We start from the raw sequence: 18,442 nt of genomic DNA, 5'->3' as shown, positions 1-18,442 counted from the left end.
TCTTCTGGCGCCCGAATAGCACCGAAGGTGCCGGGCGCGCGCCGGACCGGCCCCTTGGGCCGGCGCTCCTGCGGGTGGTGCGCTTAAATCATCGCTAGTCCTGACCTTGCAGGGATAAAGTGCGCCGCTCGATAGTCGGAAGCGCCGGCCCCCGGCCCGGCGCGCGCCCTCTGTAGTGCTGGTGGAGAGGGCAGCGGGATGATCACTGCGCGAGCCTTGCTGGCCAACTGCCCGCCCCAGCGCGTTCCGTTCCAGCCCGCGCCTCTTGCGCCCGAACAGCATCGAAGATGCCGGGCGCGCGCCGGACCGGCCCCTTGGGCCGGCGCTCTTGTGGGCGATGCGCTTAAATCATCGCTAGCCCTGACCTTGCTGGGATAAAGCGCGCCGCTCGGCAGTCGGCAGCGCCGGCCCCCGGCCCGGCGCGCGCCCTCTGTAGGTGCTGGTGGAGAGGGCAGACGGCTGTACGCAGCGGCTGGGAGCCTGTTCCTCGGCTCCGCCTAATTCTAAGCAATCACCAGCATCTTCCACGCGGACCACAACCTCGACGTATTTCTCCCTGATCTTTGGCATTGTTGCGCCGCCTTGCGCCCGAACAGCACCGAAGGTGCCGGGCGCGCGCCGGACCGGCCCCTAGGGCCGGCGCTCTTGTGGGCGATGCGCTTAGATCATCGCTAGTCCTGACTTTGTTGGGATAAAGCGCGCCGCTCAACAGTCGGTGGCGCCGGCCCCCGGTCCTGCGCGCGCCCTCTGGTGGGGCATGTGGAGAGGGTGTTGGGTGGGTTTGTGCTTGGGGCGCGTGAGCGGGTCGAGCGTCGGGGTGCGTTGTCCGGTGGGGGGCGTGGCGTTCAAAGCTCGGATGTGCGCTTGGCAATGGCCACCGGAGCGGCCTCAATCCCAGCCATCAGCCATCAGCCATCAGCCATCAGCCATCAGCCATCAGCCATCAGCCATCAGCCATCAGCCCTCGTCACCAACCCGAAACCCACCCCTCAAAGCGTCACCTCGAACACGCAGTGCCCGTGCCCGGTCGCCTGGCAATGCGTCTCGCGGCAGATGAAATCGCGGTGCGACAGCCGCTGCAGCGTGTGCTCGAAGAGCGCGGCGTAGAACTGGCAGATCGGCCGTTCGGCCTCGATGCCGGTCGCCAGCGGGTTCTGGAACATCGCGAAGCGGCTGGTGGTCTGGATCGCGAAGAGCCCCGAGCCCGCGAAGGTCTCGGAGTTGAGCCGGATCGACTTGCCGACCAGCCAGGCCGAGACCGACCAGGGCATGTTCTGCAACAGAAGCCGGGCCTTGGGCGGGATGCGCTCGGTCACGAAGACCTCGGCGGCCACGCGCCCGGCGGTGTCCAGGACCTCGTCGGCGGCCTCGGGCCAGTTCTCGCGCACCCGGCGGTGCAGGAAGGCGACCTGGCCCTCGGGCAGAAGGCTGTCCTCGGCGGGAAGGTCTTCGAGCCCGGCCTCGGCGAAGACCGCGTCGCGATCGGCCTTGGAGACGTGCCGCTCCAGCACGGCATGCAACGGCGCCACCATGTTCGCACCCATCAAGCGCGCCTGACGAGACGGCGATTGAGGCGGTTCGAGGACGGTGGCCATGTGGCTTCTCCCTTCAAAGAAGCGGTCCGGGTTGCGATGACGCCTGCTTAGGTGTCCCATGCGTCCGGGAAAGTATAGACCGATAGACAGATTCGAGTGTCATAATAAATTGACAGCTTTTGCGCCTGCAGCGCCCGGACCACCCCGCGCCGCCTCTGCCCAAGCCTGCGGCAGCGCGCGCCCGGGCGACGGGGCTTGAACCGCACCGCTGCATCTCTATAAGGCACGACAATTTGCGCCCCGGCCGGCTTCGCGGGCGCGCGCACCATCGCTGTCAGACGAGGTTCACATGCCCAAACGCACCGATATTCAGTCCATCATGATCATCGGCGCAGGGCCCATCATCATCGGTCAGGCCTGCGAGTTCGACTATTCCGGCGCCCAGGCCTGCAAGGCCCTGAAGGAAGAAGGCTACCGGGTCATCCTGGTGAACTCCAACCCGGCCACGATCATGACCGACCCGGGCATGGCCGATGCCACCTACATCGAGCCGATCACCCCCGAGGTGGTCGCCCGGATCATCGCCAAGGAAAAGCCCGACGCGCTCCTGCCGACCATGGGCGGGCAGACCGGGCTCAACACCGCGCTGAAGCTCGAGGAAATGGGCGTCCTCGCCGAACACGGGGTCGAGATGATCGGCGCCAACCGCGAGGCCATCGAGAAGGCCGAGGACCGCGCGCTCTTCCGCGAGGCGATGGACCGGATCGGGCTCGAGAACCCCAAGGCGACCATCGTCACCGCGCCGAAGAAGCCCGACGGCAACGCCGACCTGAAGGCCGGCGTGCAGATCGCGCTTTCCGAGCTCGAGCACATCGGCCTGCCGGCGATCATCCGCCCGGCCTATACGCTTGGCGGCACCGGCGGCGGCGTGGCCTACAACCGCGAGGACTTCGAGTATTACTGCCGCTCGGGCATGGATGCCTCGCCGGTCAACCAGATCCTGATCGACGAGAGCCTCCTGGGCTGGAAGGAATACGAGATGGAGGTGGTCCGCGACCGCGCGGACAACGCCATCATCGTCTGCGCCATCGAGAACGTCGACCCGATGGGCGTGCATACCGGCGATTCGATCACCGTCGCCCCGGCGCTGACGCTGACCGACAAGGAATACCAGATCATGCGCTCGGCCTCGATCGCGGTCCTGCGCGAGATCGGCGTCGAGACCGGCGGCTCGAACGTGCAATGGGCGGTGAACCCCGAGGACGGCCGCATGGTCGTGATCGAGATGAACCCGCGGGTATCGCGCTCCTCGGCGCTGGCCTCCAAGGCCACCGGCTTCCCGATCGCCAAGATCGCCGCGAAGCTGGCCGTGGGCTACACGCTGGACGAGCTCGACAACGACATCACCAAGGTGACGCCGGCGAGCTTCGAGCCGACCATCGACTACGTCGTGACCAAGATCCCGCGCTTCGCCTTCGAGAAGTTCCCGGGCTCCGAGCCGCTCCTGACCACGGCGATGAAATCGGTGGGCGAGGCCATGTCCATCGGCCGCACGATCCACGAATCGATGCAGAAGGCGCTGGCCTCGATGGAAACCGGGCTTTCGGGCTTCGACGAGGTGCAGATCGCCGGCGTCTCGGCCCCCGCCGAGGGCGGCACACCCCTTGACGAGGCCGAGCGCGCGGCGGTGGTCAAGGCGCTCTCCATGCCGACGCCCGACCGGCTGCGCACCATCGCCCAGGCCATGCGCCACGGGCTGGGCGACGACGAGATCCAGGGCGTCACCAAGTTCGACCCCTGGTTCCTCGCCCGCATCCGCGAGATCGTCGAGGCCGAGGCCAAGATTCGCGCCGAGGGCCTGCCGCAGGACGCCGACGGCCTGCGCGAGCTGAAGATGATGGGCTTCACCGACATGCGGCTTTCGCGGCTGACCGGCCGCGAGGAGATGGAGATCCGCGCCCATCGCACCGGGCTTGGCGTGACCGCCGTCTTCAAGCGCATCGACACCTGCGCGGCCGAGTTCGAGGCCCAGACGCCCTATATGTATTCGACCTACGAGGCGCCGCTTCTCGGCGAGGTCGAATGCGAGGCGCGCCCCTCGGAGGCCAAGAAGGTGGTGATCCTCGGCGGCGGGCCGAACCGGATCGGCCAGGGCATCGAGTTCGACTACTGCTGCTGCCACGCCTGCTTCGCCCTGACCGAGGCGGGCTACGAGACCATCATGATCAACTGCAACCCCGAGACCGTGTCGACCGACTACGACACCTCGGACCGGCTCTATTTCGAGCCGCTGACCTTCGAACACGTGATGGAGATCCTGCGCGTCGAGCAGGAGGCCGGGACGCTGCACGGGGTCATCGTGCAGTTCGGCGGCCAGACGCCCTTGAAGCTCGCCAACGACCTCGAGGCCGCGGGCATCCCGATCCTCGGCACCACGCCCGACGCCATCGACCTCGCCGAGGACCGCGAGCGTTTCCAGGCGCTGGTCAACAAGCTGGGCCTGCGCCAGCCGAAGAACGGCATCGCCTCCTCGGACGCCCAGGCGCTCGACATCGCCGAGGAGATCGGCTTCCCGCTGGTGATCCGCCCCTCCTACGTGCTGGGCGGCCGCGCAATGGAGATCGTCCGCGACATGGATCACCTCAAGCGTTACATCGCCGAGGCGGTCGTGGTCTCGGGCAAATCGCCGGTGCTGCTCGACGGCTATCTCTCCGGCGCGGTCGAACTGGACGTCGACGCGCTCTGCGACGGCAAGGCCGTGCATGTCGCGGGCATCATGCAGCACATCGAGGAGGCGGGCGTCCATTCGGGCGACAGCGCCTGTTCGCTGCCGCCCTATTCGCTGCCGGCCGAGATCATCGAGGAAGTGAAGCGCCAGACCGTGGCGCTGGCGCTGGAGCTGGGCGTGGTCGGGCTGATGAACGTGCAGTTCGCGGTCAAGGACGGCACGATCTTCCTGATCGAGGTCAACCCGCGCGCCTCGCGCACCGTGCCCTTCGTGGCCAAGGCCACCGACAGCGCCATCGCCTCGATCGCGGCGCGGATCATGGCCGGAGAGCCGCTCTCGGCCTTCCCCGAGCGTCCGCCGCATGGCGACAAGATCGACTATGACACCGATGTGCCCATGGCCGATCCGATGACCCTGGCCGACCCGATGATGCCCTGGTTCTCGGTCAAGGAGGCGGTCATGCCCTTCGCGCGCTTCCCCGGCGTCGACACGCTGCTTGGCCCCGAGATGCGCTCCACCGGCGAGGTCATGGGCTGGGACCGCAACTTCCCGCGCGCCTTCCTGAAGGCGCAGCTCGGCGCCGGCAACATGCTGCCCGAGGCGGGCCGGGTGTTCCTCTCGATCAAGGACGAGGACAAGGGCCCGCAGCTCATCGAGACCGCCAAGACGCTGATGGAGCTCGGCTTCACCATCGTCGCGACCAGCGGCACCGCGGCCTACCTCGAGGCCGAGGGCGTCCCCGCCGAGATCGTCAAGAAGGTCTACGAGGGCCGCCCGAACGTGGTCGACCAGCTCAAGGACGGGGCGATCCAGCTGGTGATGAACACCACCGAGGGCGCTGCGGCCATCGCCGACAGCCGCGAGATCCGGTCGGTCGCGCTGTACGACAAGATCCCCTACTTCACCACGCTCGCCGGCGCCCATGCCGCCGCCCAGGCGATGAAGGCCCGGGGCGAGGGCGAACTGGTGGTGAAATCCCTGCAGGGCGGCGCGCTGCCCGCCTGAGGGGAGCCGCATCGCGACATCCCGACGGGCCCGCCTTCACCGGCGGGCCCGTTGCCGTTTGCGCGCCAGCCGATCAGCAAGTCCCCGCGTGCCGCCGCGCGCGGGCACGCGGGCCTTTTCGTGTCCCCGCCTTCGCGTTAAGCGGGTTCTGTAGCAACTCAGCGAGGTGCCCATGCCCAAACCCGTCATCCTGACCATCCTCGACGGCTGGGGCCTGTCCGAGCGCCGCGAGGCCAATGCCCCGGCGCTGGCCGAGACGCCGGTGATGGACCGGCTCATGGCCGAATGTCCCAATGCGACGCTGACCACCCATGGGCCGGACGTGGGGCTGCCCTCGGGGCAGATGGGCAACTCCGAGGTCGGCCATACCAACATCGGCGCGGGCCGCGTGGTGGCCATGGACCTCGGCCAGATCGACCTCGCGATCGAGGACGGCAGCTTCTTCTCCAACGAGGCGATCCTGGACTTCGCGGGCCGCGTCTCCGAGGCCGGGGGCCGGGCGCATCTCTTCGGGGTGGTCTCAAACGGCGGGGTGCATGGGCATCTCGACCATATCGTCGCCGCCGCGCGGCTCCTGACCGACAAGGGGCTCGAGGTGGTCGTCCACGCGATCACCGACGGCCGCGACGTCGCGCCGAAATCGGCCGACGACTTCCTGCCCGAACTGCAGTCCAAGCTGCCCGAGACAGCGATGATCGGCACGGTGATCGGGCGCTACTTCGCCATGGACCGCGACAACCGCTGGGGCCGGGTGAAGACCGCCTATGACGCCATCGCCAAGGGCGAGGGCGAACTGGCGCGCACCGCCCCCGAGGCCGTCGCCGCGGCCTACGAGGCGGGCACCTCGGACGAGTTCATCCCCGCCACGGTGATCGACGGCTACGCGGGGCTCGCCGAGGGCGACGGGCTCTTCTGCCTGAACTTCCGTGCCGACCGCGCCCGCGAGATCCTCGCCGCGCTGGGTGATGCGGAGTTCGACGGGTTCGAGCGCGAGGCGCCCGCGCTTTCGGCGCTGCTGGGCATGGTGGAATATTCCGACCGTCACAATCGCTACATGACCACCGCCTATCCCAAGCGGCCCGTGGTCAACACGCTGGGCGCCTGGGTGGCGGGCAAGGGGCTGACGCAGTTCCGCCTCGCGGAGACCGAGAAATACCCTCATGTCACCTTCTTCCTGAACGGCGGCAAGGAAGAGCCCGAGCCGGGCGAGGACCGGCACATGCCGAAAAGCCCCGACGTGGCGACCTACGACCTGCAGCCCGAGATGAGCGCCCCCGAGGTGACCCGGGCCTTCGTCGAGGCCATTGAGAAGGGCTACGACCTCATCGTGGTGAACTACGCCAACCCCGACATGGTCGGCCATACCGGCGACCTGGAGGCCGCCAAGGCCGCCTGCGCGGCGGTCGACCAGGGGCTCGGCGCCGCGCTCGAGGCCATGGAGAAGGCCGGCGGGGCGATGATCGTCACCGCCGATCACGGCAATTGCGACGTGATGACCGACCCCGAGACCGGAGGGCCGCATACCGCGCACACGCTGAACCCGGTGCCGGTCATCATGGTCGGCGGACCCGAGGGCGCGCGGCTCGACAAGGGCCGGCTGGCCGACCTCGCGCCGACGCTCCTGGAGCTCATGGGCCTCGATCAGCCCGAGGAGATGACCGGCCGGAGCCTCATCCGCAGATGATCCGCGCGGCGCTCCTCTGCCTGGGGCTGACCCTCGCGCTCGGGCCCGCGCCCCTGGCGGCGCAGGAGGCAGCAGCGCGAGCGCGCGGCGCGGCGGAGGCGCTCGACCAGGCGGCGGCGCGCCTCGATGCGGCCGAGCGGTCCTCGGACCGGGTGGCGTCGTTGACCGAGACCATCCGCGCCTATGAGGACGGGCTGGCGGCCATGCGCGACGGGCTGCGCGACGCGGCGATCCGCGAAACCCAGCTGCGCCGCAGCCTCGCCGGCCGCGAGGGCGAGCTGGCCGAGCTCTTGGCGGCGCTGCAGACCCTGGGGCGCAGCGATGTGACCCAGCAGATGCTGCACCCCGAGGGCCCGGTCGGCGCGGCGCGCTCGGGGATGCTGGTCGCCGCGGTGACCCCCGGGCTCGTGGCCCAGGCGGTGGCGCTGCGCGGCGATCTGGAAGAGGTCGAGACCCTGCGGCTCCTGCAGGAGAACGCCGCCGAGGACCTGCGCGACGGGCTGGAGGGGCTGCAGACCGCGCGCGCTGCGCTGAGCCAGGCGGTGGCCGACCGGACCGACCTGCCGCAACGCTTCACCGAGGACCCGGCCCGGATCGGCGCGCTGATCTCGGCGACCGAGACGCTCTCGGGCTTCGCCAGCGGGCTTTCCGATCTGACCGAGGGCGCCGTGGCCCCCGCCGAGGAAGACGCCGCGCTCAAGCCCGGGGCGGTGCCGCTGCCGGTCGCGGGCCAGCTGTTGCGCCGCGCCGGCGAGGCCGATGCCGCGGGCGTCACCCGTCCGGGCGTGGTGCTCGCGACCGCGCCGGGCGCGCTGGTGACCACCCCGGTCTCGGCCACGATGCGTTACCTCGGGCCGCTTCTCGACTACGGGCTGGTGGCGGTCCTGGAGCCGAAGCCCGACCTGTTGTTCGTGCTGGCCGGGCTCGGCACGGTCTACGGCGCGGCCGGGCAGGTGCTGCCGGCGGGCGCGCCGGTCGGGCTGATGGGCGGCGCGGAAGACAACACCTCTGTGTTACAGGGCGGCGCGGGGGGTGGAAACGCCAGACCCGAAACGCTCTATATAGAGGTAAGAGAGGGAGACCGGCCGGTGAACCCGCTGGACTGGTTCGCAACCGACAAGGGATAATCAAGGCATGAAGAAATTCGTCATGGCCGCGATCGGCGGCACGCTCGCCGGTATCGTCGCGACGACCCAGTTCGTGGGCCCGCTTCTGGCGCAGGAAGAGGCGAAGAAGGCCAGCGTCTACGAACAGCTCGACCTCTTCGGCGACATCTTCGAGCGCATCCGCGCGCAATACGTCGAGGTGGTCGACGAGGAGGAGCTGATCGAGGCGGCCATCGACGGCATGCTGACCTCGCTTGATCCGCATTCGAGCTACCTCTCGCCCGATGACGCCGCCGACATGCGGGTGCAGACCCGCGGCGAGTTCGGCGGGCTTGGCATCGAGGTCACCCAGGAAGACGGCTTCGTGAAGGTGGTCTCGCCGATCGACGGCACCCCCGCCGAAGAGGCCGGGATCGAGGCCGGCGACTTCATCACCCATGTCGACGGCGAGTCGGTCCTGGGCCTGACCCTCGACGAGGCGGTCGACCTGATGCGCGGGCCGGTGGGTTCCGAGATCCTGATCACCATCGTCCGCGAGGGCGAGGCCGAACCCTTCGACGTCGAGATCGTGCGCGACACGATCACCCTGACCGCCGTGCGCACCCGCACTCAGGGCCAGTCGGTGGTCCTGCGGGTCACCACCTTCAACGACCAGACCTATCCCAACCTCGAGGAGGGTCTCGCCGAAGAGGTCGAGACGCTGGGCGGCATGGAGAACGTCAACGGCTTCGTCATCGACCTGCGCAATAACCCCGGCGGGCTCTTGAACCAGGCGATCAAGGTTTCCGACGCCTTCCTCGAGGCCGGCGAGATCGTCTCGACCCGGGGCCGCGATCCGGCCGACGGCGACCGCTACAACGCCACCCAGGGCGACCTCGCCGAGGGCAAGCCCATCGTGGTGCTGATCAACGGCGGCTCGGCCTCGGCTTCCGAGATCGTCGCGGGCGCGCTGCAGGATCACCGCCGCGCCATCGTCGTGGGCACCAAGAGCTTCGGCAAGGGCTCGGTGCAGACGGTCATGCCGCTGCGCGGGCAGGGCGCCATGCGCCTGACCACGGCGCGCTACTACACGCCCTCGGGCCGCTCGATCCAGGCGCTCGGCGTCTCGCCCGACATCATCGTCGCCCAGCCGCCCCGCCAGCCCGAAGAAGAGGAGGACGAGGAGGCCAACGGCCTGCCGACCCGCTCCGAGGCCGACCTGCGCGGCGCACTCGACAACGACTCGCTCTCCGAAGACGAGATCCGCCAGATCGAGGAGGACCGCGAGAAGGCCGAACAGGCCGCGGCCCTGCGCGAAGAGGATTACCAGCTGGCCTATGCCATCGACATCCTCAAGGGCCTCTCGGCGCTGGGGCCCGAGGTGCAGGCCCTGTCCCAGGGCGCCGGCGTCACCGCCCCCGAGAATGGCGACGGCGAGAGCGAGAGCCAGTAAGCCGATGAGCGGCGCGGGGCCCCGTCCGGGGTGCCGCGCCGCGTTTCCGTTCCAGAGATCCCGAACAATTCCGACGAGGTGCCGATGACCCCGGCCGAGATCGACGCGCTGCCCTACCGTCCCTGCGTGGGGGTGATGCTGGCCAATGCGAAGGGCGAGGTCTTCGTCGGTCAGCGCATCGACAGCGAGCTGCCCGCCTGGCAGATGCCCCAGGGCGGGATCGACCCCGGCGAGGCCCCGCGCGAGGCGGCGCTGCGCGAGCTTCTCGAAGAGACCGGCATCCCCGCCGAGCGCGTCCGCGTCGAGGCCGAGACCGCCGATTGGGTCACCTACGACCTGCCGCATGAGATCGTGCCGCGGATCTGGAAGGGCCGCTTCAAGGGCCAGAAGCAGAAGTGGTTCCTGCTGCGCTTCCTGGGCTCGGACGACGAGGTGACGATCGAGACCGACCACCCGGAATTCTCCTCCTGGCGCTGGCTGCCCGTGGCCGAGCTGCCGGGCCAGATCGTGCCCTTCAAGCGCGCGGTCTACGAGGCGGTGGTCGCCGAGCTGGGCCCGAAGCTGTGAGCGCCCCGGCCCGGAGGCGGCGCGGGACGGCTCCGGCGCGGCGCTTCGGGTTCGGGTGGTGTGAGTGGGTGGGGCGTCTTGGCTCTCCGAGCAAGCGGCCAATGGCGGCCCCGGCACGCCCTCGCGGCCTCGCCGCAGCCCTTCTTCCCACGCTCCTTGCAGCGTCATTTCTGCCCGGACCCGCGCGGGCGCTCTCCTGCATGCCCGCCGATGTCGCCCGCGACTACCTGATGGCCGAGGCCGACAACGACCTCTGGGTCGTGGTCACGGGTGTCCTGACCTTCGACGAGGCGCGGCTGCCAAAGGAGGACCTCGGCACCGAGGGCAAGGCCGCGTCCACCGACATTCCCGCCCGGCTGACGGGCCAATCGCTCGGCCCCGACGGCTTCGCCCGGGCTTTCGACCGCGACATCGTGCTGCGCGCGATCTGCCTCGGCCCCTGGTGCGGGCGCACGGAAAGCGGGCTCAGGCACCTGGTATTCCTGGAACAGCAGGGCGCGGACTACGTGGCGCAGCTGAGCCCCTGCCCGGCGGGCCTCTACCCCGAGCCCGACCCCGAGGACCTCGCCCGCGTCACCACCTGTTTCACCGGCGGGCGCTGCGCGCCCGAGGCACTGCGCTAGGGCCAAGGGCTTAAAGCCTCAGCCCTCCCGCAGGTGCTCCAGCACCCTGAGCGAGACGTAGCCGTCCGGCCGCAGCCCCTCGGCGTCCTGGTAGTTGCGCACCGCCGCGATGGTCAGCGGACCGATCCGCCCATCGATCTTCTCGGGGTCGAAACCCGCCGCGCGCAGAAGCTCCTGCAGCTCGATCCGCTCGTCGTAGGTCAGCGCCCGGTCCTGCCGCGGCCAGGAGTTGGTCAGCGGCCCCGCGCCCGCCAGCCGCTGCGCCAGGTGGCCCACTGCGATCACGTAGGCATCGGCGGTGTTGTAGCTCTCCAGAACCTCGAAATTCTCCGAGATCAGGAAGGCCGCGCCATCGGCGCCGGCGGGCAGGAGCAGCGACAACTCGGTCTCCGCGGGCACCTCGGGCTGGCCCACCGGGGCGACGCCCAGCCCGCGCCAGCCCTCGAGCGTCTTGGTGTTGTCGCGCCGCGCCTGAAGGTAGTCGAAATCCGAGGGCAGCAGCACCTCGAAGCCCCAGGGCACGCCGGTCTGCCAGCCGCGCTCGGCCAGGTAGGCCGCGGTCGAGGCCAGCGCGTCGGCGGGGTCCTCGCCCCAGATGTCGCGCCGCCCGTCGCCGGTCCAGTCGACCGCGAGCTCCAGATAGGACGAGGGCATGAACTGCGTGTGCCCCATGGCCCCGGCCCAGGAGCCGCGCAGGTTCGGCGCGCTGGTCTCTCCGGCCTCGAGGATCTTCAGCGCGGCGATGACCTCGGCCTCGAAGAAGGCGGCGCGGCGGCCCTCGTAGGCGAGGGTGGCAAGCGCGCCCAGCGTCGGCGTGGTGCCCTTGAAGCCGCCGTAGGCCGATTCCAGCCCCCAGATCGCGGTCACGATCTCTTTCGAGACGCCGTATTCCGCCTCGATCCGGTCGAGCGTCGCGCCCTGCGCCTTGAGCGCCGCGCGGCCATTGGCGACCCGCGCGTCCGAGACGGCGGTGTCGAGGTAGTCCCAGATGGTCTTGGTGAACTCGTTCTGCCGGCGGTCCTTCTCGACGATGCCGGGATCGAAGCGCGCGCTGGCGAAGGCCTCGTCGTAGGTCGTGGCCGAGATGCCCTCGGTCAGGGCATAGGGCCGGAAGGCGGCGATCCAGGTCTCGAAGCCGGCCTGGCTCAGGTCCGAGAGGTCCTCGGGCCGCAAGAGCACCTCGATGGGCGAGGGCGCCTGGCCCGCGCCGGGGCGGGCCTCGGGACGGATCGAAAGCTCGGGCGCGGCCTGGGCCAGGGTGCCAAGGGCGGCCAGGGCAAGGGACAGCGGCGCAAGTGTCATGGGCCTAACCGGGTCTGCTGCTCGTTTGCGCGGCACTCTATCCGCTGCGCGGGCCCGCGCAAAGCGCCGCCTGCAGGGCGGGCAAGGCCTTGCCGATCACCCGCGCGACAGACGGCGCCGCTTTTCCTTGGTCTTGCCCGCGGCGTCCTTCTTCTTGGCGCGTTCGAGCTTGCGCTTGGGCGGCTTGCCGGGCTTGCCGCGCGTCTTCCGGGGCGGTTTGCTGCCGCCGCGCCGGCCGCCGCCGCCGCCCTGCGGCATCTCCTGGTCCTCGAGCTCGAGCAGGTCGAAGGCGATGCCGCCGGTCACCGGAGCGGCTTCGATCAGCTTGACCCGGGCGCGCTGGCCCAGCCGCACGACGGTGCCGGTCTCGGCGCCCATCAGTGTGCCCTCGTCGCGGTCGAAGTGGAAATACTCGCGCCCGAGGTTGCGCATCGGGACCAGCCCGTCGGCGCCGGTCTCGTCGAGCTTCACGAAGACACCGAACTTGGCGATGCCCGCGATCCGCCCGGTGAACTCCGCGCCCACCCGGTCCGAGAGATAGGCCGCGAGGTAACGGTCGGTGGTGTCGCGTTCGGCGACCATGCTGCGCCGCTCGGTGTCGGAGATATGCGTGCCGGTCTGCTCCAGCGTCTCGACGTCGGTCTGGGACAGCCCGTCCTCGCCCCAGCCATGCGCCGAGATCAGCCCGCGGTGCACGATCAGGTCGGAATAGCGCCGGATCGGCGAGGTGAAATGCGCGTAGTTCTGCAGCGCGAGCCCGAAGTGGCCGAAGTTCTTCGGCGCGTAATAGGCCTGGGTCATGGCGCGCAGGGTCGAGAGGTTGATCAGCTCGGCCTCGTCGCCCGCCGCCGCATCGGCGAGCAGCTGGTTGAGGTGCCGGGTCTTCAGGACCTGCCCCTTGGCCAGCGTCAGCCCCGCCGCATCGGCGGTGTCGCGCAGGCTTTCAAGCTTGTCCTGCGGCGGTTCCTCGTGGACCCGGAACAGCAGCGGCGTCTTCTTGGCGATCAGCGTCTCGGCGGCGGCGACATTGGCCAGCACCATGAATTCCTCGATCATCCGGTGGGCGTCCAGCCGGTCGACGAAGTTGACGCTGGTGACCTTGCCGTCCTCGGACAGCTGGATGCGCCGCTCGGGCAGGTCCAGCTCCAGCGGCTGGCGGCGCGCGCGCGCGGCGCGGAGCGCGTAATAGGCCGCGTAGAGCGGCTTCACCACGTCGTCGAGAAGCGGCGCCACGTGGTCGGCGGGCTCGCCGTCATAGGCCGCCTGCACCTCCTGGTAGGTCAGCGAGGCGGGCGAACGCATCAGCGCGCGTTCGAACGTGTGGCTTTTCTTGTTGCCCTCGGCATCCAGCACCATGCGCACCGCCAGGCAGGCGCGCGGCACGCCCTCGTGCAGCGAGCAGAGATCGCCCGAGAGCCGGTCGGGCAGCATCGGCACCACCCGGTCGGGGAAATAGCTGGAATTGCCGCGCTTGCGCGCCTCGCGGTCGAGCGCGCTGCCGGGGCGCACGTAATGCGCCACATCGGCGATCGCGACCCAGAGGATGTGCCCGCCCGGGTTCTTCGGGTCCTCGTCGGGCGCGGCATAGACCGCGTCGTCGTGGTCGCGCGCATCCGAGGGGTCGATGGTCACAAGCGGCAGCTCGCGCAGGTCGGTCCGGCCCTTGAGGCCCGCGGGCTTCATCCGGTCGGCCTCGGCCAGAACGTCCTCGGGGAAATCGTCGGGGATGCCGTGCTGGTGGATCGCGATGAGCGAGACCGCGCGCGGCTCGGAGGGATCGCCGATCCGGGCGGTGACCCGGGCGCGGGGCGCGCCCATGCGCCCGCGGGGGCCGATCTGCTCGGCCTCGACCAGTTCGCCGTCCTTGGCGCCGCCCGCGGCATCGGCGCCGACGCGCCATTCGCGGTCCGAACCCTTCTCGATCGGGGCGATGCGCCCGCCCTCGGCGCTTTTTCGGAAGATGCCCACCACCTTCTTGGGGTTGGTGCCGATGCGCCGGATCAGCCGCGCCTCGTAGTCGTGGTCGGTGTCCTTGACCTGCTGGAGCCGCGCCAGGATGCGGTCGCCGGCCCCGAGCGCGGGGTCGCTGTCCCGCGCCACGATCAGCACCACCGGCTCGCGCCCCTCGCCGTGCCATTCCATCGGCTTGGCGAAAAGATCGCCGTCCGCGCCGGGCTCGAGCACCTCAAGGACGCTGACCGGCGGCAGCCGGTCGGGGTCACGGTAGGTCTTCTTGCGCTTCTCGAGATGCCCCTCGTTCTCGAGCTCCTTGAGCATCTGCTTGAGGTCGATGCGCTGCGCGCCCTTGATCCCGAAGGCCTTGGCGATGTCGCGCTTGGCCGTCTGGGTCGGGTTCTCGGCGATCCAGTCGAGGATCTCTGCCTTGGTGGGAAGCTGTGCCATGGATGCGCAGTTAGCACGCGGGCCCGGGGTCGTCACGGGGCCTTTCAGGGCGCGCGGCGCATCATCCTGTGCGGCACGCCTTCGTCGTCGATGATCCCACCGTAGGCGGTGAAGCCCAGCCCCTCGTAGAAGGCCGCCGCCCGGACCTGGGCGGAAAGCGCGACCGTGGCCAGCCCGCGCGCGCGGAAATGCGCGAGCCCCGCCTCGACCAGGGCTGCGCCGATGCCGCGGCCCCGGCCTTCGGAGAGGACGCAGATCCGCCCGATCCGGCCTTCGCCCGCCACCTCGTAGAGCCGCGCGCAGCCCACCGGCGCGCCGTCAAGCCGGGCCAGGAGATGCACCGCCGCGTCGTCGATCGCGTCGAACTCGCCGGCCGGGTCGAAGCCCTGTTCGGTGACGAAGACCACCTCGCGCAGGGCGCGGACCGGGGCGAAATCGGGGCTCGGCGCGATCTCCAGGCTCATGCGAAATAGGCCGCGAGGATGCGGCGGTAGACGGCGGAAAGCTGGGTGATCTGCGCCACCGGCACATGTTCGTCGACCTGGTGCATGGTCTTGCCGACGAGGCCGAACTCGACCACCGGGCAGTGGTCCTTGACGAAGCGCGCGTCCGAGGTGCCGCCGGTGGTCGAGAGCAGCGGCCGCCGCCCGGTCTCGGCCTCGACCGCCTCGGCCACGAGGTCCGAAAGCGGCCCCGGCGGGGTCAGGAAGGCCTCGCCCGAGACCTTGATCTCGAGCCGGGTCTCGGTGCCGAAGGCGCGGTCGACCTCGGCGGCCTCGCGGGTCAGCCAGTCGGTGAGCGACGCGCCGTCGTGCAGATCGTTGAAGCGGATGTTCAAGAGGCCGCGCGCCTCGGCGGGGATGACGTTCGTCGCGGGATTGCCGACATCGAGGCTGACCACCTGCAGCGAGGAGGCGTCGAAATGGTCGGTGCCCTCGTCGAGCCGCCGCCCGGCCAGCCGGTCGAAGAGCCGCACCAGCGCGTGGCAGGGGTTCCTGGCGCGGTGCGGATAGGCGGCATGGCCCTGCACGCCCTTGACCGTGACCCAGGCCGAGAGCGAACCGCGCCGGCCGATCTTCATCATTTCGCCCATTTCTTCGGGGCAGGTGGGCTCGCCCACGAGGCAGACCGACATGCGCTCGCCCTCGGCCTGCATGTGATCGAGAAGCGCCTTCGTGCCGTCCTGCGCGGGGCCTTCCTCGTCGCCGGTGATGGCCAGGATCACCGCGCCCTCGGGCGGGGTCTCGGTGACGAAATGCGTGGCCGCCGAGACGAAGGCCGCGACGCCGGACTTCATGTCGGTCGCGCCCCGGCCCCAGAGGATGCCCGCGTCGATCTCGGCGCCGAAGGGGTCGCGGCTCCAGGCCGCGCGGTCGCCCACCGGCACCACGTCGGTATGGCCGTTGAAGCCGAAGGTGCGGGCGTGGCCCTTTTCGCCCCAGCGCGCGAAGAGGTTCGCGACCCCGCCCCGGTCGGCGCGGGCGCAGGCGAAGCCCGCCGCGGTCAGCTCTTCCTCAAGGAGCTGGAGCGCGCCGCCCTCCTCGGGGGTGACCGAGGGGCAGCGGATCAACTCGGCGGTCAGCGCGACGGGATCTTTGGGCATGGGGAGGCTCCGGCTCTGGCGTGGTCTTGGGCTAATCCAGCCGCCCCGGCAATGCAATTGCCGCGCGGAGCGGGCCGGGGCGGGGGCTCTTGCGCCCTGCGCGCCGTCTGTCGCAGAAATCGCGCCCTGCGGGGTCTTTGCCGGTGCCCCGCGCGGGGAACTGGCGTATAGCTGGGCGCATGGTTCTGCCGTTTGCCGTCCTGCCCAAGCCGCCTGTCCGCAGCGCCCCGCGCGCCGCGTCTGAAAGCGCGGCTGACGGCTCCGCCCGTGGCCGCCCCGCATGAGCTGGATCGCCGTCTCCGACGCCGAACGGCGCTGGTCCGATGCCGCGGTCTTCGGGCCCGACGCCCAGGCGCGCTACCGCTTGCAGACCCGCGGCTCCATCGTGATCGAGACCAGGCTCTCGCCCGAGGGCCGCCCGCAGACGCTTCTGGGCTACGAGCGCCGCCACCCCTGGGCCGGGCGCATCTCCTTCCAGGCGGTGCCCGGCGGCGGGGTGGTGGTGATCCTCGCCCAGGGCGACGCGGTCTTTCACTCCGTCGTCCCGCCCGAGAGCGAGGAGCGCACCGACACCCTGCGGCTCACCTTTTCCTGGGACGCGCCGGCGCGCTGGGGGCGGCTGACCGTCGAACGCCCCGAGAGCGACCGGGTGCGGATGCTCGAGACCCCGCCGCCGCCGCCGCTCATGCTCGAGGATCTCTACACGATGATCGAGCGCCCCGAGCTCTGCGAGCGCGACCGCGACGTGATCTACTGCGCGATCTCCGACGCGGTGGAGCCCGTGGGCCCGATGCCGAGCCTGACCGCCGGCACCCCGGTCGAGACCCCGCGCGGGCCGCGCCGCGCCGATGCGCTGCGCCCCGGCGACCGCGTGCTGACCCTCGGCGGCGTGCAGGAGGTCGTCGCACTGGCGACCCGCGAGGTGCCCGCCATGGGCGCCTTCGCCCCGGTGACCCTGCGCGCGCCCTACCTCGGGCTGACCCGCGACATCACCATCGCGCCGCAGCAGCGGCTGGTGATCGGCGGCTCGGACGTGGAATATCTTTTCGGCCGCGAGGCGGTGCTGATCCCGGCCGAGGCGCTGGCCAACGGCTTCACCGGCTACCGCGCGCAGACCGGCGCTTTCCTCAGCTACGTGCAGGTGGTGCTGGCGCGCCATGACGCGCTGCGGGTGGCGGGCGCGGGGCTCGAGAGCCTCTATCTCGGCCGCCTGCGCCGCGACCGCGCGCTGCGGGCGGCCTCGCTGTTTGCCGGGCTCGAGGACGCGCGCTTCCCCGAGCACCTGCGCGCGGGATACCAGACCTTGCGGCCCTTCGAGGCGGTGACGCTGGCGGAGGCCCGGGCGGCGTGAGCCCGGGCGCCTGAGGGCGGTCTTGCGGACGGCTCGAGGCCCCCCCGTTCAGTCCTTGTCGAAGAACGGCGTGATCTGCGCCACGATCACCGAGTTTTCCTCGAGCGCGCGGGCCATGAGCGCGGCTTCCTCGGCGTCAATCTCGTGGCCGGCCTCGCGGCGGTCCTCCTCGGTGCCGTGGCCGGTCACGTCGAGGGGCGCCAGGTCGGCCTGCTTCAGGATCGCCACGGTCTCGCGCACGGCCTCGGCCTCGTCCACGCCCGAGGCGTAACACATCAGCGCCGCGCCCGAGGCGCCCTCGGGCAGCCCGTCGCCGGACTTGCGCCCGACCTGGACCACCAGGGTGTAGACCTTCTGCTTCTTGCCGCTCTCGCTTGCCATATGCGCTCCCTCGGGTCTGAGGCCGGGGTTGTCAAGCGTGGGTCGGGGGCTGGTGGTGTTTAGAGAGGTGACGGTATGCCGAGGCGCGGGTCTTGCGGCCGAACAGGACCGGAGGTGCCGCGCTTGAGCCATAGCGCACTCCTGCGCCCGAACAGCATCGAAGGCGCCGCGCTTGGGCATTAGCGTTCTCTTGCGCCCGAATAGCATCGAAGATGCCGGGCGCGCGCCGGACCGGCCCGATGGGCCGGCGCTCCTTGGGGGGGCGTGCCTAGATCGTCTTTCGTCCTGACCTTGTTGGGATAAAGCGCGCAGCTCGGAGGTCGGTAGCGCCGGCCCCCGGTCCGGCGCGCGCCCTCTGGTGGGGCGTGTTGGTGCGGGGGCTGCGGGCCGCACTTGGTGGTGTGGCGGCTCTTGGGGTGGTCCAAGGTCCGGCCCTTTGACCCGAGCGCCCCAAGACCCCCCGGCCACCCTCACCGCCGGATCGCCCGCCACAGCCAGATCAGCAGGCACGCCCCGCCGGCGCCGACCACCAGCTGGCCCTGCCAGCCGTGCAGCGTCCGGTCGATCAGCGCGTAGAGCAGCCAGTTGCCCACCACCGCGCCGAGGATGCCGAGCACGATGTTCGTCAGAAGCCCGTGCCGTGCCTTCATGATCTTCTCCGCGATCCAGCCGGCGATGGCGCCGACGATCAGGGCCGCGAACCAGCCGATACCTGTCATCTC

14 protein-coding genes are annotated in these 18,442 nt (G+C 70.3%); 7 read left to right on the top strand and 7 right to left on the bottom strand.

The window, feature by feature from the left end; translation table 11 throughout:
- Positions 1-989: 989 nt before the first annotated feature.
- Positions 990-1,544 (bottom strand): bacteriochlorophyll 4-vinyl reductase, encoded by a 555-nt coding sequence (gene bchJ / locus LR948_RS12070; protein ID WP_232754281.1) that lies wholly within the window; start codon positions 1,542-1,544, stop codon positions 990-992.
- Between the two features lie 340 nt (positions 1,545-1,884).
- On the opposite strand from bchJ, the gene carB reads away from it, so the two are divergent.
- The 6 genes from carB to LR948_RS12040 all read left to right on the top strand — a co-directional run bounded on the left by carB (position 1,885) and on the right by LR948_RS12040 (position 10,680).
- Positions 1,885-5,268: a carbamoyl-phosphate synthase large subunit gene (carB, locus tag LR948_RS12065; protein ID WP_232754280.1), complete on the top strand. Its 3,384-nt coding sequence runs from the start codon at positions 1,885-1,887 to the stop codon at positions 5,266-5,268.
- Positions 5,269-5,434: 166 nt separating this feature from the next.
- Positions 5,435-6,952: a 2,3-bisphosphoglycerate-independent phosphoglycerate mutase gene (gene gpmI, locus LR948_RS12060; RefSeq protein ID WP_232754279.1), complete on the top strand. Its 1,518-nt coding sequence runs from the start codon at positions 5,435-5,437 to the stop codon at positions 6,950-6,952.
- On the top strand, positions 6,949-8,079 hold the full coding sequence (locus LR948_RS12055) for a murein hydrolase activator EnvC (RefSeq protein WP_232754278.1): 1,131 nt from the start codon (positions 6,949-6,951) through the stop codon (positions 8,077-8,079). The genes gpmI and LR948_RS12055 overlap by 4 nt, the downstream gene beginning before the upstream one ends.
- Positions 8,080-8,086: 7 nt before the next feature.
- The gene (locus LR948_RS12050) at positions 8,087-9,490 is read left to right on the top strand and encodes a S41 family peptidase (protein WP_232754277.1); all 1,404 of its coding nucleotides are present in this window, start codon (positions 8,087-8,089) and stop codon (positions 9,488-9,490) included.
- 84 nt (positions 9,491-9,574) lie between these two features.
- On the top strand, positions 9,575-10,057 hold the full coding sequence (locus LR948_RS12045; protein WP_232754276.1) for an RNA pyrophosphohydrolase: 483 nt from the start codon (positions 9,575-9,577) through the stop codon (positions 10,055-10,057).
- 200 nt (positions 10,058-10,257) lie between these two features.
- A complete protein-coding gene (locus tag LR948_RS12040) occupies positions 10,258-10,680 on the top strand; it encodes a hypothetical protein (protein ID WP_232754275.1) in 423 nt (140 codons plus the stop codon).
- A gap of 18 nt (positions 10,681-10,698) precedes the next feature.
- Here the strand turns inward: LR948_RS12040 and LR948_RS12035 are convergent, their stop codons facing one another.
- The 4 genes from LR948_RS12035 to dapE all read right to left on the bottom strand — a co-directional run bounded on the left by LR948_RS12035 (position 10,699) and on the right by dapE (position 15,988).
- The gene (locus LR948_RS12035; protein ID WP_232754274.1) at positions 10,699-11,982 is read right to left on the bottom strand and encodes a lytic murein transglycosylase; all 1,284 of its coding nucleotides are present in this window, start codon (positions 11,980-11,982) and stop codon (positions 10,699-10,701) included.
- Positions 11,983-12,078: 96 nt separating this feature from the next.
- The gene (rnr, locus tag LR948_RS12030; protein WP_232754273.1) at positions 12,079-14,385 is read right to left on the bottom strand and encodes a ribonuclease R; all 2,307 of its coding nucleotides are present in this window, start codon (positions 14,383-14,385) and stop codon (positions 12,079-12,081) included.
- Between the two features lie 44 nt (positions 14,386-14,429).
- On the bottom strand, positions 14,430-14,849 hold the full coding sequence (locus tag LR948_RS12025; RefSeq protein ID WP_232754272.1) for a GNAT family N-acetyltransferase: 420 nt from the start codon (positions 14,847-14,849) through the stop codon (positions 14,430-14,432).
- On the bottom strand, positions 14,846-15,988 hold the full coding sequence (dapE, locus tag LR948_RS12020) for a succinyl-diaminopimelate desuccinylase (RefSeq protein WP_232754271.1): 1,143 nt from the start codon (positions 15,986-15,988) through the stop codon (positions 14,846-14,848). Before dapE ends, LR948_RS12025 begins: the two co-directional genes overlap by 4 nt.
- Positions 15,989-16,268: 280 nt before the next feature.
- On the opposite strand from dapE, the gene LR948_RS12015 reads away from it, so the two are divergent.
- Positions 16,269-17,339 (top strand): Hint domain-containing protein, encoded by a 1,071-nt coding sequence (locus LR948_RS12015; RefSeq protein WP_232754270.1) that lies wholly within the window; start codon positions 16,269-16,271, stop codon positions 17,337-17,339.
- A 48-nt stretch (positions 17,340-17,387) separates the two neighbouring features.
- Here the strand turns inward: LR948_RS12015 and LR948_RS12010 are convergent, their stop codons facing one another.
- Positions 17,388-17,720: a hypothetical protein gene (locus LR948_RS12010; protein WP_232754269.1), complete on the bottom strand. Its 333-nt coding sequence runs from the start codon at positions 17,718-17,720 to the stop codon at positions 17,388-17,390.
- A 470-nt stretch (positions 17,721-18,190) separates the two neighbouring features.
- Positions 18,191-18,439 carry a GlsB/YeaQ/YmgE family stress response membrane protein gene (locus tag LR948_RS12005; protein ID WP_232754268.1) on the bottom strand — a complete coding sequence of 83 codons (249 nt, stop codon included), beginning with the start codon at positions 18,437-18,439 and terminating at the stop codon, positions 18,191-18,193.
- Positions 18,440-18,442 lie beyond the last annotated feature (3 nt).

Source organism: Roseivivax sp. GX 12232 (assembly GCF_021272185.1).
GTDB lineage: Bacteria > Pseudomonadota > Alphaproteobacteria > Rhodobacterales > Rhodobacteraceae > Roseivivax.
The sequence above is the reverse complement of the archived record's forward strand: the minus strand, read 5'-3'. Positions and strand labels throughout refer to the sequence as shown.

Bases quoted from the DNA above. Each gene is read 5' to 3' on its own strand.
- bchJ (WP_232754281.1), bottom strand. From the start codon at position 1,544: ATGGGTGCGAACATGGTGGCGCCGTTGCATGCCGTGCTGGAGCGGCAC.
- carB (WP_232754280.1), top strand. From the start codon at position 1,885: ATGCCCAAACGCACCGATATTCAGTCCATCATGATCATCGGCGCAGGG.
- LR948_RS12055 (WP_232754278.1), top strand. From the start codon at position 6,949: ATGATCCGCGCGGCGCTCCTCTGCCTGGGGCTGACCCTCGCGCTCGGG.
- LR948_RS12050 (WP_232754277.1), top strand. From the start codon at position 8,087: ATGAAGAAATTCGTCATGGCCGCGATCGGCGGCACGCTCGCCGGTATC.
- LR948_RS12045 (WP_232754276.1), top strand. From the start codon at position 9,575: ATGACCCCGGCCGAGATCGACGCGCTGCCCTACCGTCCCTGCGTGGGG.
- LR948_RS12040 (WP_232754275.1), top strand. From the start codon at position 10,258: ATGCCCGCCGATGTCGCCCGCGACTACCTGATGGCCGAGGCCGACAAC.
- LR948_RS12035 (WP_232754274.1), bottom strand. From the start codon at position 11,982: ATGACACTTGCGCCGCTGTCCCTTGCCCTGGCCGCCCTTGGCACCCTG.
- rnr (WP_232754273.1), bottom strand. From the start codon at position 14,385: ATGGCACAGCTTCCCACCAAGGCAGAGATCCTCGACTGGATCGCCGAG.
- LR948_RS12025 (WP_232754272.1), bottom strand. From the start codon at position 14,849: ATGAGCCTGGAGATCGCGCCGAGCCCCGATTTCGCCCCGGTCCGCGCC.
- dapE (WP_232754271.1), bottom strand. From the start codon at position 15,988: ATGCCCAAAGATCCCGTCGCGCTGACCGCCGAGTTGATCCGCTGCCCC.
- LR948_RS12015 (WP_232754270.1), top strand. From the start codon at position 16,269: ATGAGCTGGATCGCCGTCTCCGACGCCGAACGGCGCTGGTCCGATGCC.
- LR948_RS12010 (WP_232754269.1), bottom strand. From the start codon at position 17,720: ATGGCAAGCGAGAGCGGCAAGAAGCAGAAGGTCTACACCCTGGTGGTC.
- LR948_RS12005 (WP_232754268.1), bottom strand. From the start codon at position 18,439: ATGACAGGTATCGGCTGGTTCGCGGCCCTGATCGTCGGCGCCATCGCC.